Source organism: Gluconobacter oxydans DSM 3504, from assembly GCF_000583855.1.
GTDB classification, from domain to species: Bacteria; Pseudomonadota; Alphaproteobacteria; order Acetobacterales; family Acetobacteraceae; genus Gluconobacter; species Gluconobacter oxydans.
The window spans coordinates 2,062,503-2,077,365 of record NZ_CP004373.1; the positions used below are offsets into that span (position 1 = coordinate 2,062,503).

The window sequence follows — 14,863 nt, forward strand, 5'->3', positions numbered from 1 at the left end:
TCAGGCTCCGCGCTTTCGATTGGAAAGCGCGGATTTTCAGGGGCGGAAAACCCCTTTTTCCAGAGTCCCGTTGCGGCGTTGATTCGGTCGGTGGTCGTCAGGACCATGCAGACCGGCTCCGGGTGCTAAGCCTGCAACGCTTGGCTGCCACGCGGACAGCGCATGTATTCAAACTGCAAAACTTCAATGGTGAGACGAATATGGCGGAATTCTGCCACATTCGTCAGAGCTGGTGTGACATTTCTGCCGAGTTTTGTGGTTCCGAAACTGAATCGAACTTTCCGGCCTCAACCCGCGTTAAGACGACACTTGACCCATGATTTGAGTCATGAGTATGGGCGCTTATGGCCACTGGTTTTCAGGCGCGGCAGACAGGGATCGAAACCGACTCCTGCTTGTTCCGGTCTGGGAAGAAGTGGTCCGGGATAACGCGGCATTTTCCGCATTCGGTTCCAGATGTGGGGCCGTTCTCAGGATTGAGACACATGAAGTTCAAGGTATTTGGCGCGCTTGGTCTGGCGCTTGTTCTCGCAGCCTGTTCCAACGGCAACACCAACAAGGGTGACAGCACCGGCGCTGGCGCCGTGGCTCAGGAAGCCGGCCCGACGCCCGGCAGCGAAGCCGATCTGGTCGCCAATGTCGGCGATCGCGTCTTCTACGAGCTGAACCAGTCCCAGCTTTCTGAAGAAGCCCGCGCAACGCTGGACAAGCAGGTTGCCTGGCTCGCCAAGTACCCGCAGGTCAGCATCCAGGTTGCTGGCAACTGCGATGACCGCGGCACGGAAGAGTACAACATTGCTCTCGGCCAGCGTCGTGCAAACGCAGCCCGTGACTATCTGGTCGCCAAGGGCGTGAGCGCTTCGCGCATCACCACGATTTCCTACGGCAAGGACCGTCCGACCGCCGATGGCGATGACGAGCAGTCCTGGGCCCAGAACCGTAACGCCATCACGTCTGTTCGCTGAACCGACGTTTCAGGCCTGACGGACTGGGATGATGAGCGGCCGGGGGATTATCCCCCGGCCGTTTCTGTTTTATGACTGGGCCATGTCGCACGCGAGACCTGCCTGCGTGCCCGTGACCGTGAGTTTGTCTCAGGAGATCCGTTATGGTGCTGTCCCGTTCCCTGCGTGCCGTCTTTCTGGGCACGGCTCTTTCCGTCCTGTCGCCCGTCGTTCCGGCGCTGGCTCAGGATGCCCCTGACAGCGGGGAAATTTCTTCACGCGAAGCCATTGCCCTTCAGGATCAGATCGCATCCCTGCGGCAGCAGCTTTCTCAGGTTCAGAACGGTGGGGGGCTCGCTGCGCCAAGCACGACGGCGGCTCCGCAGGTTTCGGCCGCAGATGGTAATCTGACGGCGCAGCTTCTGGAGCGTGTTTCGGCTCTGGAAGAGCAGAACCGCCAGATGCGCGGCGAACTGGATCAGCTCAGCAATTCTGTTCGGGACAATCAGGCCAGCGTGTCCAAGCAGATTTCGGACATGCAGTTCGCGTCCCAGAATGGGGGCGGATCACCGGCCCCCGCTCCGGCCAAGGCCGCTACCGAGGAAAAGGCCTCTGCCCCCGCTGCCGAGGCCGCCGAGCAGCCGAAGACGGCTCTGGATGCTCTGAAGGCCGGCAACGCTTCCCTGCATTCTGGCAATTACACGGATGCGGAAAGCAATGCCCGCTTCGCCATCAAGACGGCGCATAGCGTGTCCGGCAAGATGGATGCGCAGTTCCTGCTGGCCCAGTCCCTGGCAGGGCAGAAGCAGTACCGTCAGTCCGCCGTTGCCTATTACGACGCCTATACCAAGGCGCCCAAATCCCTGAAGGCCCAGGACTCCCTGCTTGGCGTGGCAGCATCGATGCTGGCGCTCGGGGACAAGGGATCGGCCTGTCAGGCGCTGGACAAGCTCAAGACCGAGTTCCCCGCACCTGCGCCGCGTGTGAAGACGGCTGAGACGACGTTCCGGAGCCGTGCTGCCTGTCACTGAGCGATGTCTTGCTGAGTTCGGGGATGGAGCATCCGGTCGGGGAGCAGGAGTTTGCCGACCGGATGGCCAGGTTTGGTCCGTGGCCACCCGATATCGATGACGCACCGGTTGGGCTGGCTGTTTCGGGGGGCGCCGATTCCATGGCACTCGCGTTTCTGGCCCGCCGCTGGCGGCGGAATGTTGTGGCGTTCGTCGTGGATCATGCCTTACGTCCTGAGTCCGCTGCCGAAGCGCAGCTGACGGTTTGTCGTCTTGCCGCGATGAACGTGAAGGCCCGGCTTCTGACGCTTGCGCTGTTTCCGAAAGGCCGGATGCAGGAGCGCGCACGCCAGGCCCGGTTCGACGCTCTTGAGGCGGCCTGTGTTTCGGAGGGCTGTCTGGATCTTCTGGTTGCGCATCATGCCGGCGATCAGGACGAGACGGTGTGGATGCGGCATCTGCGGGCGAGCGGCCCTCTGGGGCTGAGCGGCATCCAGCCTGTTTCCGTTCGCGGGCGTATCCGGCTGGTCCGGCCGCTTCTTACGTTTCCCACAGCGCGTCTGCGCCTGACTCTGCAAGCGGAAAACCTGCCTTGGATCGAGGACCCGTCGAACGCCAACCGGCGTTTCGAGCGGGTTCGTCTGCGGCAGGACCTGACGCCGGAGCAGAGACAGGAAGCCCGGGCTGTGCAACGGGTGGCTCTACAGGCGCGTCAGCGCCTTGAGGCGGAACTGGCGGGACAGCTTGGGCGCCACGCCGTCTGGTATTCGCAGGGCTGGGTTTTTCTCGGGCAAGAGGGAGTGGACGAAGAGGCTCTGTCAGTTCTGATCCGGCTGGTTTCGGGAAATCCCTATCGTCCGGCGCGTGAGGCTGTGCGGACCCTGATGACACAGGGATACGGAACGCTGTCAGGGATTCAGGTCCGGCCGGCGGGGCGCTTTGGGGACGGGATCATTCTGGTGCGGGAGGAAAGGGCGCTTGGTCCGGCCGTTCCCGCGAATGCCGGAGCGGTGTGGGATGGACGCTGGCGCCTTCTGGCCTGCGATGTTCCACAGGGGAGTCTGATCGGGCCTCTGGGGGACGCGGTTCATGTGCTGGATTTGCGCAGGCTGGGCGTGCCGTATGCGGCTGCCCGTTGCCTTCCGGGCGTGTGGCATGAGGGACGACTGGTTTTGGGACCGCGTCTGGGGGAGATGGCCTGGGGCGGATTTGCCGGTGAGGCGGATTTTGTCTGGTCGTCCGGCGTCCCTGCGACGGGAGAAAATCATTTCAGGACGTAAAAAGAGCTTCAAAAACGCAAGAAATGCGTTTTCCTGCCCCCGATGGGGTAGGATCGTGGACGCGGAGGCTTATGTTATGAAGTCAACGCAGAATGTGACCGGTCGGCCAGTTGTGACGGGGGTTCCCGGACCGCATCTGACGGAACAGTCTGAAGGACGACAGAGAGCGAGATGAACAATTTAGGCCGTAACGTCGCGATCTGGGTGGTCATCATCGTGGTCGGAATGGCAGTGCTGACAGCCTTCCAGCCCGGTGGCGGCCAGCATGCAGCCCAGCAGATCGCCTATTCCGATTTCATCCATGATGTAGACCAGCATCAGGTCCGTTCGGTTGTGATCCAGGAGCAGAATGTCTCCGGGACGCTGACGAACGGAACGTCTTTCGAGACCTACGCTCCGCTTGATCCGAGCCTTCCGGCCCGTCTGACAGCCGCGAATGTCGAAGTGACGGCCAAGCCGATGGAAAGCGGCGAAAGCCCGATCCTGCGTTATGCGAGCGCCTACCTGCCGGTTCTGCTGCTGCTCGGGCTGTGCTTCATGGTTTTCCGTCAGATGCAGGGCGGTGGTGGCCGGGCCATGGGCTTCGGCAAGTCCCGCGCCAAGCTGCTGACGGAGAAGACCGGTCGCGTCACGTTTGAAGACGTCGCCGGTATTGATGAGGCGAAATCCGAGCTTCAGGAAATTGTCGAATTCCTGCGTGATCCGCAGAAATTCACTCGTCTGGGCGGCAAGATCCCCAAGGGTGCGCTGCTGGTCGGACCTCCGGGTACCGGTAAGACGCTGCTGGCACGCGCCATTGCGGGCGAGGCCAACGTGCCGTTCTTCACGATTTCCGGTTCGGACTTCGTGGAAATGTTCGTCGGTGTTGGTGCATCCCGTGTGCGTGACATGTTCGAGCAGGGCAAGAAGTCCGCGCCCTGCATCATCTTCATCGATGAAATCGATGCGGTGGGCCGTCATCGTGGCGCCGGTCTCGGTGGTGGCAATGACGAGCGTGAGCAGACTCTCAACCAGATGCTGGTCGAGATGGATGGTTTCGAGAGCAATGAGGGCGTGATCCTGATTGCTGCGACCAACCGTCCGGATGTTCTGGATCCCGCCCTGCTGCGTCCTGGCCGCTTCGACCGTCAGGTTGTCGTGCCGAATCCGGATGTCGCTGGTCGTGAGAAGATCCTGCGCGTTCACATGCGCAAGGTGCCACTCTCGTCGGATGTCGATCCGAAGGTGATTGCACGGGGTACGCCGGGCTTCTCGGGTGCGGATCTGTCCAATCTCGTGAACGAGGCTGCGTTGATGGCAGCGCGTCAGGGACGGCGCACGGTCGGTATGGCGCAGTTCGAAGAGGCCAAGGACAAGGTCATGATGGGGGCGGAGCGCCGTTCCATGGTCATGACCGAGGACGAGAAGCGCTCGACGGCCTATCACGAATCCGGACATGCCATCTGCGCCATCTTCACGCCGGGTAGCGATCCGATCCACAAGGCAACCATCGTGCCGCGTGGCCGGGCGCTGGGTCTGGTCATGACCCTGCCGGAGAAGGACAATATTTCCTACAGCCGCAAATGGTGCCTGGCCCGTCTGGTCATTGCCATGGGCGGCCGGGTGGCCGAGGAAATCATCTTCGGACGCGAGGAAGTCAGTGCAGGTGCCTCGGGCGATATCAAGAGCGCGACTGATCTTGCACGCCGCATGGTCACCGAATGGGGCATGAGCGATACGCTCGGCATGATTGCCTATGGCGATAACGGGCAGGAAGTGTTCCTTGGCCACTCCGTGACCCAGAGCAAGAACATTTCGGAAGAGACGGCCCGGGAAATCGACAAGGAGGTCAAGGTCCTGATCGATACGGCTTACAAGCAGGCTCACGATCTGCTGACCACCCGTATCGATGACCTGCACCGCCTGACCGCAGCGCTTCTGGAATATGAAACGCTGACGGGTGAGGACGTGGGTCGCATCATGCGCGGTGAGGCCATCGAGCGTACATCGGACGATGAACAGGTTCCCGATAACCGTCGTGCCTCTGTTCCGACCACGCGTCCAGGCGCGTTTGATCCGGCGCCTCAGGCGGGGTAATCAGGCAGCCAATCGCACCAACGGGCGCGTCATCGGGATCTTTCCCGGTGCCGCGCCTTTTTCATTTCTGGCAGACAGGCAGGATTCTTCATTATGGCCACCAAAAGGTCTCTGTTCGGTACTGATGGCATCCGGGGAACGGCCAATACCGCTCCCATGACGGTCGAGATCGCACAGAGGCTGGGGCAGGCGGCCGGTCTGTATTTCATGCGCAGCCAGAACCGCCGGCACAGCGTCGTGCTCGGCAAGGATACGCGCCTTTCGGGCTACATGCTGGAATGTGCCCTGGTTGCGGGTTTCCTGTCGGCCGGGATGGACGTCATTCTGGTCGGACCGCTGCCCACGCCTGCCATTGCCATGCTGACGCGCTCTCTGCGGGCAGATCTGGGTGTGATGGTCTCGGCATCGCACAACCCCTTTACCGACAACGGCATCAAACTGTTCGGACCGGACGGTTTCAAGCTTTCTGACGAGGTGGAAGGCGAGATCGAGGATCTGATGTCGCAGGATCTGTCCGCGCGCTTGGCGTCACCGGCGCAGATCGGCCGGGCGTCCCGTCTGACGGATGCGGCCGGGCGCTATATTGAGAATGCGAAGGCATCTTTTCCGCGTGGCCTGCGTCTGGATGGCCTGAAGATTGTCATCGACTGTGCCAATGGCTCGGCCTATCGCGTGGCGCCTACGGCCCTGTGGGAGCTTGGTGCGGAAGTCATCAAGATCGGCTGTTCGCCTGATGGGCTGAACATCAATGACGGCGTTGGATCAACGCATCCTGAAACGCTGTGTGCTGCCGTCAGGGAGCATGGTGCGGATTTCGGTATTGCACTGGATGGTGATGCGGACCGTGTCCTGATTGCGGATGAGAACGGCAATCTTGTCGACGGGGACCAGATCATCGGTCTGATTGCAGCCTTCTGGAAGCAGCATGACCGGTTGCGGGGCAATACGGTGGTGACGACCGTCATGTCCAATATGGGGCTGGAAAAGGCCCTGGTAGAGAATGGTCTCGAACTTCAGCGCACGGCGGTCGGTGATCGCTATGTCGTGGAACGGATGCGGGAAATCGGGGCCAATCTGGGCGGCGAGCAGTCCGGTCACATGGTCCTGTCGGACTATGCCACCACGGGCGATGGTCTGATTGCGGCATTGCAGGTCCTGGCGGTGTCCGTCGAGACCAAGCGGCCTGCCAGCGAGATCTGCCGTTTCTTTACGCCTTATCCGCAGCTTCTGAAAAATGTCCGCTATTCAGGGACCAGCCCGATGAGCAGTCCCGATCTCGCCGCGGCCAAGGCCTGGGCAGATGAGCGGCTGGCCGGAAGTGGCCGTCTTGTCCTGCGGGCGAGCGGGACTGAACCGCTGATCCGTGTCATGGCCGAGGCGCAGGATGAGGCGCTGGTGCATGAAGTTGTGGATCATGTCTGTGATGTCATCCGCGCGATCGCGCACGCCTGATTCTGGCAGATGACTGTAAGAAGCGGGAACCTGCCGTAAGCGGTAGGGGCGCCTGATCCCGAGGGAGGTCAGACGGCCGCGATGGCTGCGGGAACGCTGTTTCTGGACGTGGCGTCTGTCACAGCAGGGATTTCCGCGGTGTCGTCTTCGCGCAGGATGTAGCCGCGTCCCCAGACGGTCGCGATCAGGTTTCCCGCGCCGACATTCTGGAGTTTGCGACGCAGCTTGCAGATGAAGACGTCAATGATCTTCATTTCCGGCTCGTCAATGCCGCCGTAGAGGTGGTTGAGAAATGCGTCCTTGGTCAGGACGGATCCCTTGCGGATCACCAGCAGTTCCAGAATGGCATATTCCTTGCCCGTCAGGTGCAGCGGAGCACCATCGACCGTGACGTTCTTGCCATTCAGATCCAATTCCAGATTGCCGACGCGAAGCTTCGGCTCGGCAAAGCCACGGGAGCGCCGCATGACGGCCTGCAGACGGGCGACTAGTTCGCCTGCGTCGTAAGGCTTGGTCATGTAGTCGTCTGCACCCATGGAGAAGGCCCGGATTTTCGCCTGGGGGCGCAGCAGGGCGGACAGGACAAGGATGGGCGTCGTGATACGCGCGGCCCGGGCGCGGCGGATGACTTCGTAGCCTTCAAGGTCGTTCAGCATCAGTTCGAGCACCACCACATCGTAGTCGTAGTGGCGAAGCATCTCGATGGCCTCTTCGCCAGACGGCGTGTGGTCCACGGTGAAAGACGCGGTCCGCAGGATCTGGGACAGTGTGGTGGCGGCTGACTGATCGCTGTCGACAAGAAGGATACGCATGTTCTCAACTCCCGGCTTGGTGAAGCAATGGTTACTACCCAAGGTTGTGCATGTCGATAGACATGGATCAAAAATCGTAAAATTGTCATTATTTTTCCCGTCAGAGGAGAACGTTAGGGTTCTCTTAAGGGTGTGGTTGTAGGGTTGGAAGATCGGAACAATCCGCGGAAAACGGTCAGAAACTGCCACTATGGACGACTACGACAGACTGCTTGAAAGGCTTTCGAACCTCACCTGCGACTGGGTTGTAGGAAGCGTTAAAGACGTTATCGGTCTCTGCCTGACCGTTATCGGACTCGAAGGTTTCATTACGATTGGAGACCGAGTCGCGGTGAAAGCGCGTGACGGACGGGTTGTGCAATCCGAGGTTGTGGGCTTTCAGGGGGATGTCGCGCGGCTCATGTCCTTCGGGCCTCTGGACGGAATTGGTCCGGGCTGCGAGGCCAGGATTCCGCTGAACCGTCATGATGGTGGCCTTGGCGTTAATGAAAGCTGGCTGGGGCGCGTGCTGGATCCGCTGGGACAGCCGATCGACGGGAAGGGGCCTCTGTTTCCGTCGTTTGAACGGCAGCCGGTCCAGTGTCCTCCGCCCAATGCTGCAAGCCGGGCGCGACTTGGTGATCGTATCGACCTTGGGGTTCGAGCGCTTGATACTTTCACGACGTGTCGGCGCGGACAGAGGCTGGGGCTTTTCGCAGGGTCGGGTGTCGGGAAATCGACATTGCTGTCCATGCTCGCCCGGGGCGCGGACTGTGATGTCGCCGTGATCTCGCTTGTGGGTGAGCGTGGGCGCGAGGTGCGGGAGTTCATCGAGGATGATCTCGGGCCGGAAGGGCTGGCGCGGAGTGTGCTGGTGATCGCGACTTCTGATTCACCGCCACTGATGCGTCGCGAAGCCGCTCTATCCGCCATGGCCATTGCGGAATATTTCCGGAACCAGGGCAAATCGGTCCTGCTGCTGATGGATAGCGTGACGCGGTTCTGCATGGCGCTGCGTGAAATCGGTCTGTCGGCTGGAGAGCCGCCCGCGACCCGGGGGTATCCGCCTTCGGTGTTTGCCGAACTGCCGCGTCTTCTGGAGCGGGCGGGGCCTGGCTATGCCGATCAGGGCATGATCACGGCGCTCTTCACGGTTCTTGTGGAGGGGGATGACCAGAATGAGCCGGTTGCGGATGCCGTGCGTGGTATTCTGGACGGGCATATCATTCTTGACCGCAAGATCGGCGAGCAGGGGCGTTATCCTGCCATTGATGTTCTGCGTTCCCTGTCGCGTGCGGTGCCAGGATGTAATTCGCCTGAGGAAAATGCTCTGACGCAACGCGCGCGGGCTGCGATGGCGACCTATCAGCGGATGGCGGACATGATCCGGCTGGGGGCCTACAAGCCCGGAACGGATCGTGAGGTGGATGAAGCCATCGCCCTGATGCCGAAGCTGAACGAGTTCCTGTCTCAGGGGCGGAACGAACGCACCACGCGCGCCGAGGCCTTTGAACAGCTGGCGCAGATCATGCAGATGCCGCTGAAAAACCTGCCCCCGAATGAATCGTAAAGGACCTCACAATGGAACGCTCACCTCTCGAAACACTGATTACCCTGCGGGAGCAGGAGCTCGATCTTGTGGAACGCAGCTTTGCAGAGGCCGTGGCGCGGGAGACGGCTGCGGAAGAAAAACTGACTGCGGCGCAGGCGGAGATCCTGAACGAACAGCGGATCGCATCCAGCCCTACGGCAGATGATGGCGCCGTGGAGGCATTCAGCCGGTGGCTTCCGGCGGGGCGGCAGGCGGTCCTGGAAGCGCGGGAGCGCTGTCGGGAAGCGGCCATGGATCGCGCGGCGGTGCGTTCAGCCCTGATCGCTGCCCGGGCAGCGATGGAGGCCGTCAGGACCTTGCGGGAAGAGCAGAAGGAAGAAGAGCGGCAGGCTGACCTTAGAAAGGAACAGAATGTTCTGGACGAACTCGCTGTCCGTCAGTTCGGCAGGTCGTGAGAGGGTGCATGCCCGCGTAAGGCTGTCTCGATCTGGGCAGCGGTGCCAATCAGGGCGCAGGCGACCGGATGGGTGCTGTCGCGGACGAAGGCCAGGACGAGGTCGGGATCGCTCGGAAAAAGGTCGCTTTGCAGCGTGATGACGGGTGTCATTTCGCCGTTACGGGATGCCCCTTCAGCCGCGTGTGAGAGAAGGCGGGCAACAGCTTTTTCCAGCGCGGGAAGAAGTACCGTGTGAGGGGCGTCATGATGTGCGGCATGGGTCGCGATCAGTTCATCCCAGCCGTTACGGGTTACGAAAGCGGGGATGCCGTTAGCCGGCGTGTCGCGTTCGGCGCGCAAAAGGGCGCCGGACTGGGCCATGCCGAGGATATCCAGGGCAGGGAGAATCGTGGGGTCGAGTTTGATGGACATTCGGGTCTTTGGTTCGCGGGTGGAAGAGGCCGGCGTATTCCACGGAAGGCGCGGCCTCTGTGCCGGTGTCAGTGCGGCGGGTTGCCCATGGCCTGCATCAGGGCCGTAACCTGCTCGGGCTGGGCCTTGAAGAGGGCGACATTGGACGGGTTGGGGCTGGGCATTCCCGTCGGGAGCTGTCCGTTGCTGGCGGCGAGGGTCATGCCGAATGTGGTCATGCCCATCACAAAGCTCTCGGGTGTGAAACCGTGGCTTTGCAGGACGGGTGCCAGTCCCGGCACCTGACTGATCTGCCGGATCGTTTCTGAGAGGCTCGTGCCATGAGAGTTGGGGGGCTGGATATTGCGGGCCTGGAGTTCGGCGATCGTCGCTGCGGCCCGGGTCATGAAGTCAGGCGGCAGCGGGTAGTGCATGGCCCGTTCCGTATCGGCGCGGACCTGCGGCGAGACCTGCTGGGTCTGCTGTGGTGCACCCTGAAGGGGGGCACTTCCGTCGATCTGGGTCTGACTCTGGGTCTGGCTCGGGACGCCGCCCTGATAGGCGGATGGCGGGTAGGTCTGCGCCTGTGCCGCCAGTGGCAGCATTGCAGCGGAAACGAGAAGGGCAGAGAGCCCTGTCATGCGGGGAAATGTCATGCCTGCACCCATTCGCCAGCGCGCATCAGTGGCACGCGGTTGCCATTCTTGAGACCATCGAGGTCGATCTTGTCCGAACCAATCATCCAGTCAATGTGGATGAGGGAGTCGTTGACGCCGCGCTCCAGCAATTCTTCCGGTGTCAGGCCTTCGATATCGACCATGCACTTCGTATAGGCCTGACCGAGAGCGATATGGCTGGACGCATTTTCGTCGAACAGCGTGTTGCGATACAGGATCTTGCTGGCCGAGATGGGCGAGGAGTGCGGCACGAGGGCCACTTCGCCAATCCGGGCGGCGCCTTCATCGGTGCTGAGGATGCGTTTGAGCACGTCTTCGCCATGGCTTGCGGAGGCTTCGACAATCTTTCCGTTTTCAAAGCGGACCGAGATGTTGTCGATCAGCGTGCCCTGATGGAAAAGCGGCTTGGTGCTGCTGACCCGGCCATCGACCCTGCTGCGATGGGGCGTCGTGAAGATTTCTTCTGTCGGGATATTCGGGTTGCAGACAATACCGTTGCCCGATTTTTCCGAGCCGCCAGCCCAGAGATGACCGTCCGCAAGGCCGACCGTCAGATCGGTGCCGGGGCCGCTGAAATGCAGGGCCTCGAAGCGGCTGTCATTCATGTATTTTGCCCGGGCATGCAGACGGGCATTGTGGGCTTTCCACTCGGCGACCGGGTCGGCCACGTCGACGCGGGAAGCCTTGAAGATTCCATCCCACAGGGCGGCGAGTGCCTCGTCGGCCGGAAGCTCCGGGAAGACCTGTGCAGCCCAGGCCGGGGTGGCGCAGGCGATGATGTTCCAGTTCACGGCGAACTGCGTGATGATTTCCATCGCCGGGCGGTTGGCCTTGGAATTGGCACGATTGGCTCGGGAAATACGCTCGGGGTCCTGACCCTTCAGAAGGGTCGGGTTAGCACCCGTGATGGCCATGCGGGCTGCGCCTTCACGGAAAGCGCGTGCCATACCGTCAGCCAGCCATGTGGGGGCGACGTCGAAGGCGTCATCCGGGGCGTGGATGAAGCGGGCCAGCGTGGTCTCGTCATCCGCGTACAGCGTCGTCACCAGGGAGGCGCCGGCCTTGTAGGCGTGTTCCGTGACGCGGCGGACCAGCGGGACGGCGGCCAGAGGTGCTGTGATGAGAAGCTGCTGGCCCGGCGCGATGTTCAGGCCAACGCGGACAGCAACCTCGCCCAGGCGATCAAGCAGCTGTTCGTGCGAAAAGGTGGAAGGAGCGGACACGTTGGACTCTTTCGCAGTGATCATTCTGTCCGTCATGGTGTGCTCTGGAGCGCCGAAGTGCAAGAGAGCAGCGCGGGGTGTGACGTGACAGTCCTGTAGGGGCGCAGTATCGTTTCCGCCATGAAACCCGGACTTCACATTTTCGCCGATCCAGGCGAGCCAGACCAGCGGCCGTTCGATGTTGCGGTCGTCATGCCGAGCCTGTTGCGGCCGAGTATCGTCCGGGCACTTCAGTCCATCTTCGCGCAGAAGGGCGGGTTGCGGGTCCAGGTCATGATCGGGCTGGATCGCGCACCAGGAGAGGGTGCGGACGAACTGCTACGGCGTGCAGTCGAGGGACGGCCGCCGGGCTGGGCTGTTGAAGTTCTGTGGCCCGGTTATTCCACCTCCCAGAGGCATGGCGGATTTGGCCGTGCAAAGGATGGGGGCGTGTTGCGCAGTGTGCTCAGCCAGCTCTCGAACGCGCCGCGGATTGCCTATCTCGATGACGATAACTGGTGGGCGCCTGATCACCTGTCCTCCCTGCTGACGGCGATCGAGGGGCAGGACTGGGCCTGGGCCGGGCGCTGGTTCGTGCATCCGAGAACACTGATGCCCATCTGCGAGGATCAGTGGGAGTCTGTCGGGATCGGGGGCGGGATTTTCCGGGAAAGCTATGGCGGGTTTGTGGACCCGAACTGCCTGATGATCGATCGGACGCGGGTGCCGGAAGCTCTGGATATGTGGAACCAGCCTCTGGCCGGAGACGGGACACAGATGACGGCGGACCGGAATGTTTTCAGACTGCTGAAGGACAGGCCGGGCAGACCGACCGGCGAATATACGGCGTATTATGTCCTGACCGAGACCGACGGTCTTCATCCGGCACGGCTGCGGCTGATGGGGCCGGCGGCTTGGGATGCGGCATCCCGGAAAACGGTCGCTCAGGACGCCTGATGCAAAACGGCCGGTGCAGAGGGGAATTCTGCACCGGCCGTCTCAGACACCATTACATGGAGCGGATCGTATTGCGACGCGGCGGGCGGCGCTGGCGGTCGGACTGGGCGTCCGGATTGGCGGCCTTGGCAGCCTTTTCGCGCGCAATGGTGCGCAGTTCGACCTCCAGTTCGCGGATGCGGCGCTGGATGCTCTCCTTCAGCGTCGGAGAGGTGTGGGACTTCATGGACGCGATCGTCTCCTTGAGGTCCCGGAGCTGTTTTTCCTTTTCGGCCTGATTGCGGCGAATAGGCTGATTGTCGGACATCTGTCCCTGGAATGCACGCATGTGTTCTGTCTTTCCGCATGAAACATTCACAGGCCTCCCGCTCATCCGGAGGATGGCGGGATGGAGCACACGAAAGCGTGCCCGGCTGGCCCTGTCTGGCTCATGATTATGGGGGACGGAGTATTACCGTCCGGTTAATTCAGGATCGGGGAGAGAGGATGTCCCGCAAAGCGTCTGTCAGGCGTATGCAGGCCTCGTCCGTTCCGATCGAGATGCGCAGCCAGTCCTGGATGCGCGGGGTTGAGAGATGCCGGACAAGGATCGCCCGCTCGCGCAGGGCGGCGGCGATGGCTCCGGCTTTGTGCGCCGGGTGGTGCACGAGAACGAAGTTGGCACAGGATGGCAGGACTTGGAAGCCAAGATTTTGCAGATCCGGGACCAGCCTGTCACGGCTGGCAATGACGCGCGCCGTAATGTCCGCAAGCCAGTCGGTATCCTGGATCGCTGCGATGGCCCCGGCCTGTGCCGGGCGGGAGAGGGGATAGGAATTGAAGCTGTCCTTGACCCGGATGAGACCTTCGACCAGCTCCGGAGAGCCAATCGCAAAACCCACACGCAGCCCTGCCAAGGCATAGGACTTGGACAGCGTCTGGACCACTAGAAGATTGTCATACCGGTGTGTCAGTTCAATGGCGGACTGCGCCCCGAAATCGACATAGGCCTCGTCGATGATAACGGTCCGGTCCGGATGACGCTTCAGGAGCGTCTCGATCTGCTCCAGTGGCAGGGCAATACCGGTGTTCGCATTGGGGTTGGCAATGATGATGCCGCCGCAGTCGCCGGTATAGGCGTCGATGTCGATCGCAAAATCGTCATTGAGCGGGATGTGGCGGAATGGCTGTTCGAACAGGCCACAATAGACCGGATAGAAACCGTAGGTCACATCCGAGAACAGGACCGGCGCGTCGTCATGGAACAGCGCGCGGAAAGCATGGGCCAGCACTTCGTCCGAGCCGTTGCCAACGAAAACGCGGTTCGACGTTGTGCCGAAGCGCGTGGCAATGGTGTCGCGCAGAACTGTCGCCGTCGGGTCCGGATACAGGCGCAGATCGTCGGATGCGGCGTCCCGGATGGCTGCCAGCACTTTCGGGCTCGGGCCATAGGGAGACTCGTTCGTGTTGAGCTTCAGCAGGTCCGCGACTTTTGGCTGCTCGCCCGGGACATACGGGTGCAGGTCACGGACACGGCGGTTCCAGAAACGGCTCATGCGGGCGTTCCGGTGAACAGGCCGGTCATGAGCTGGCGTTCGGCGAGGTCGCGGGCGGAGACGCCGTCCGCATCCTTCAGGTCCGGGTTTGCTCCGGCGGCGAGGAGCTTCTTGGCCATGTCTTCACGATTGAACATGATGGAAAACATCAGCGGCGTGCGACCGGCATGATTGGCGTGATCCACCTGTGCGCCGTGATCGAGCAGAAGTGTTGCGATGTCGGTCAGGCCCTTGAAGGCCACACCGGACAGGGCCGTGGCGCCCTTGAGATCGGTGGCTTCCGTATCGGCACCACGGTCCAGCAGCAGGCGGGTGGCGTCCGCGTGGCCATTATAGGTGGCGACGATCAGCGCGGTGTAGCCGCGGCTGTCGGGCGTATCGATGGCCATGCCGGCGTCCAGAAACTGGGTCAGGAGGTCGGTATCGCCTTCACGGGCCGCGTCGATGAACAGGGCGGTGATCTGGTCTGACGTGAAAGTGACGTTCTGGGCGTTCATGACGGTTTCCACATGGCGGTGTCCCCTCGCGGGGTGTTGTCGG

At 61.7% G+C, this 14,863-nt stretch carries 15 protein-coding genes; 8 read left to right on the forward strand and 7 right to left on the reverse strand.

Annotation, left to right across the window (positions count from 1 at the left end; translation table 11 throughout):
• The first annotated feature begins 485 nt into the window (after positions 1-485).
• The 5 genes from pal (at position 486) to glmM (ending at position 6,762) form a co-directional block, all read left to right on the forward strand.
• Positions 486-965: a peptidoglycan-associated lipoprotein Pal gene (gene pal / locus GLS_RS09110; protein ID WP_011253210.1), complete on the forward strand. Its 480-nt coding sequence runs from the start codon at positions 486-488 to the stop codon at positions 963-965.
• Positions 966-1,108: 143 nt separating this feature from the next.
• Positions 1,109-1,975: a tetratricopeptide repeat protein gene (locus GLS_RS09115; RefSeq protein WP_041111986.1), complete on the forward strand. Its 867-nt coding sequence runs from the start codon at positions 1,109-1,111 to the stop codon at positions 1,973-1,975.
• Between the two features lie 62 nt (positions 1,976-2,037).
• Positions 2,038-3,234 carry a tRNA lysidine(34) synthetase TilS gene (gene tilS, locus GLS_RS09120; protein WP_080692001.1) on the forward strand — a complete coding sequence of 399 codons (1,197 nt, stop codon included), beginning with the start codon at positions 2,038-2,040 and terminating at the stop codon, positions 3,232-3,234.
• A gap of 171 nt (positions 3,235-3,405) precedes the next feature.
• Positions 3,406-5,310, forward strand: a complete 1,905-nt coding sequence (gene ftsH / locus GLS_RS09125; RefSeq protein ID WP_011253213.1) for an ATP-dependent zinc metalloprotease FtsH — start codon at positions 3,406-3,408, stop codon at positions 5,308-5,310.
• 93 nt (positions 5,311-5,403) lie between these two features.
• Positions 5,404-6,762, forward strand: a complete 1,359-nt coding sequence (gene glmM, locus GLS_RS09130) for a phosphoglucosamine mutase (protein WP_041111988.1) — start codon at positions 5,404-5,406, stop codon at positions 6,760-6,762.
• Positions 6,763-6,830: 68 nt separating this feature from the next.
• Here glmM and GLS_RS09135 read toward each other — a convergent pair whose 3' ends face one another.
• Entirely contained in the window at positions 6,831-7,574 is a 744-nt protein-coding gene (locus GLS_RS09135) for a response regulator transcription factor (protein ID WP_041111989.1), read from the reverse strand.
• A gap of 190 nt (positions 7,575-7,764) precedes the next feature.
• Between GLS_RS09135 and fliI the strand changes: the two genes are divergently transcribed.
• Positions 7,765-9,123, forward strand: coding sequence for a flagellar protein export ATPase FliI (gene fliI, locus GLS_RS09140; RefSeq protein WP_041111990.1), 1,359 nt, complete (start codon positions 7,765-7,767; stop codon positions 9,121-9,123).
• Positions 9,124-9,134: 11 nt separating this feature from the next.
• Positions 9,135-9,560, forward strand: a complete 426-nt coding sequence (gene fliJ, locus GLS_RS09145) for a flagellar export protein FliJ (protein WP_041111991.1) — start codon at positions 9,135-9,137, stop codon at positions 9,558-9,560.
• Here fliJ and GLS_RS09150 read toward each other — a convergent pair.
• The 3 genes from GLS_RS09150 to GLS_RS09160 form a co-directional block, all read right to left on the reverse strand.
• A complete protein-coding gene (locus tag GLS_RS09150) occupies positions 9,542-9,973 on the reverse strand; it encodes a hypothetical protein (protein WP_041111992.1) in 432 nt (143 codons plus the stop codon). The two genes, fliJ and GLS_RS09150, sit on opposite strands and share 19 nt — an antisense overlap.
• A gap of 68 nt (positions 9,974-10,041) precedes the next feature.
• Positions 10,042-10,593: a hypothetical protein gene (locus GLS_RS09155; protein WP_226986559.1), complete on the reverse strand. Its 552-nt coding sequence runs from the start codon at positions 10,591-10,593 to the stop codon at positions 10,042-10,044.
• Between the two features lie 11 nt (positions 10,594-10,604).
• Positions 10,605-11,888 carry an aminopeptidase gene (locus GLS_RS09160; RefSeq protein ID WP_041111993.1) on the reverse strand — a complete coding sequence of 428 codons (1,284 nt, stop codon included), beginning with the start codon at positions 11,886-11,888 and terminating at the stop codon, positions 10,605-10,607.
• A gap of 84 nt (positions 11,889-11,972) precedes the next feature.
• Here GLS_RS09160 and GLS_RS09165 point away from each other — a divergent pair, with 84 nt between their 5' ends.
• Entirely contained in the window at positions 11,973-12,788 is an 816-nt protein-coding gene (locus tag GLS_RS09165) for a glycosyltransferase family protein (RefSeq protein WP_041111994.1), read from the forward strand.
• 52 nt (positions 12,789-12,840) lie between these two features.
• Here the strand turns inward: GLS_RS09165 and GLS_RS09170 are convergent, their stop codons facing one another.
• The 3 genes from GLS_RS09170 to GLS_RS09180 form a co-directional block, all read right to left on the reverse strand.
• On the reverse strand, positions 12,841-13,116 hold the full coding sequence (locus GLS_RS09170; RefSeq protein ID WP_024716948.1) for a hypothetical protein: 276 nt from the start codon (positions 13,114-13,116) through the stop codon (positions 12,841-12,843).
• Between the two features lie 139 nt (positions 13,117-13,255).
• Positions 13,256-14,323 carry a histidinol-phosphate transaminase gene (gene hisC / locus GLS_RS09175; RefSeq protein ID WP_041111995.1) on the reverse strand — a complete coding sequence of 356 codons (1,068 nt, stop codon included), beginning with the start codon at positions 14,321-14,323 and terminating at the stop codon, positions 13,256-13,258.
• Entirely contained in the window at positions 14,320-14,820 is a 501-nt protein-coding gene (locus GLS_RS09180) for an ankyrin repeat domain-containing protein (protein ID WP_193363807.1), read from the reverse strand. Before GLS_RS09180 ends, hisC begins: the two co-directional genes overlap by 4 nt.
• Positions 14,821-14,863: the final 43 nt, after the last annotated feature.

Excerpts from the sequence above, each read along its gene's own strand:
- pal (WP_011253210.1), top strand. The coding sequence starts at position 486 with ATGAAGTTCAAGGTATTTGGCGCGCTTGGTCTGGCGCTTGTTCTCGCA.
- GLS_RS09115 (WP_041111986.1), top strand. The coding sequence starts at position 1,109 with ATGGTGCTGTCCCGTTCCCTGCGTGCCGTCTTTCTGGGCACGGCTCTT.
- tilS (WP_080692001.1), top strand. The coding sequence starts at position 2,038 with ATGGCCAGGTTTGGTCCGTGGCCACCCGATATCGATGACGCACCGGTT.
- ftsH (WP_011253213.1), top strand. The coding sequence starts at position 3,406 with ATGAACAATTTAGGCCGTAACGTCGCGATCTGGGTGGTCATCATCGTG.
- glmM (WP_041111988.1), top strand. The coding sequence starts at position 5,404 with ATGGCCACCAAAAGGTCTCTGTTCGGTACTGATGGCATCCGGGGAACG.
- GLS_RS09135 (WP_041111989.1), bottom strand. The coding sequence starts at position 7,574 with ATGCGTATCCTTCTTGTCGACAGCGATCAGTCAGCCGCCACCACACTG.
- fliI (WP_041111990.1), top strand. The coding sequence starts at position 7,765 with ATGGACGACTACGACAGACTGCTTGAAAGGCTTTCGAACCTCACCTGC.
- fliJ (WP_041111991.1), top strand. The coding sequence starts at position 9,135 with ATGGAACGCTCACCTCTCGAAACACTGATTACCCTGCGGGAGCAGGAG.
- GLS_RS09150 (WP_041111992.1), bottom strand. The coding sequence starts at position 9,973 with ATGTCCATCAAACTCGACCCCACGATTCTCCCTGCCCTGGATATCCTC.
- GLS_RS09155 (WP_226986559.1), bottom strand. The coding sequence starts at position 10,593 with ATGACAGGGCTCTCTGCCCTTCTCGTTTCCGCTGCAATGCTGCCACTG.
- GLS_RS09160 (WP_041111993.1), bottom strand. The coding sequence starts at position 11,888 with ATGACGGACAGAATGATCACTGCGAAAGAGTCCAACGTGTCCGCTCCT.
- GLS_RS09165 (WP_041111994.1), top strand. The coding sequence starts at position 11,973 with ATGAAACCCGGACTTCACATTTTCGCCGATCCAGGCGAGCCAGACCAG.
- GLS_RS09170 (WP_024716948.1), bottom strand. The coding sequence starts at position 13,116 with ATGCGTGCATTCCAGGGACAGATGTCCGACAATCAGCCTATTCGCCGC.
- hisC (WP_041111995.1), bottom strand. The coding sequence starts at position 14,323 with ATGAGCCGTTTCTGGAACCGCCGTGTCCGTGACCTGCACCCGTATGTC.
- GLS_RS09180 (WP_193363807.1), bottom strand. The coding sequence starts at position 14,820 with ATGAACGCCCAGAACGTCACTTTCACGTCAGACCAGATCACCGCCCTG.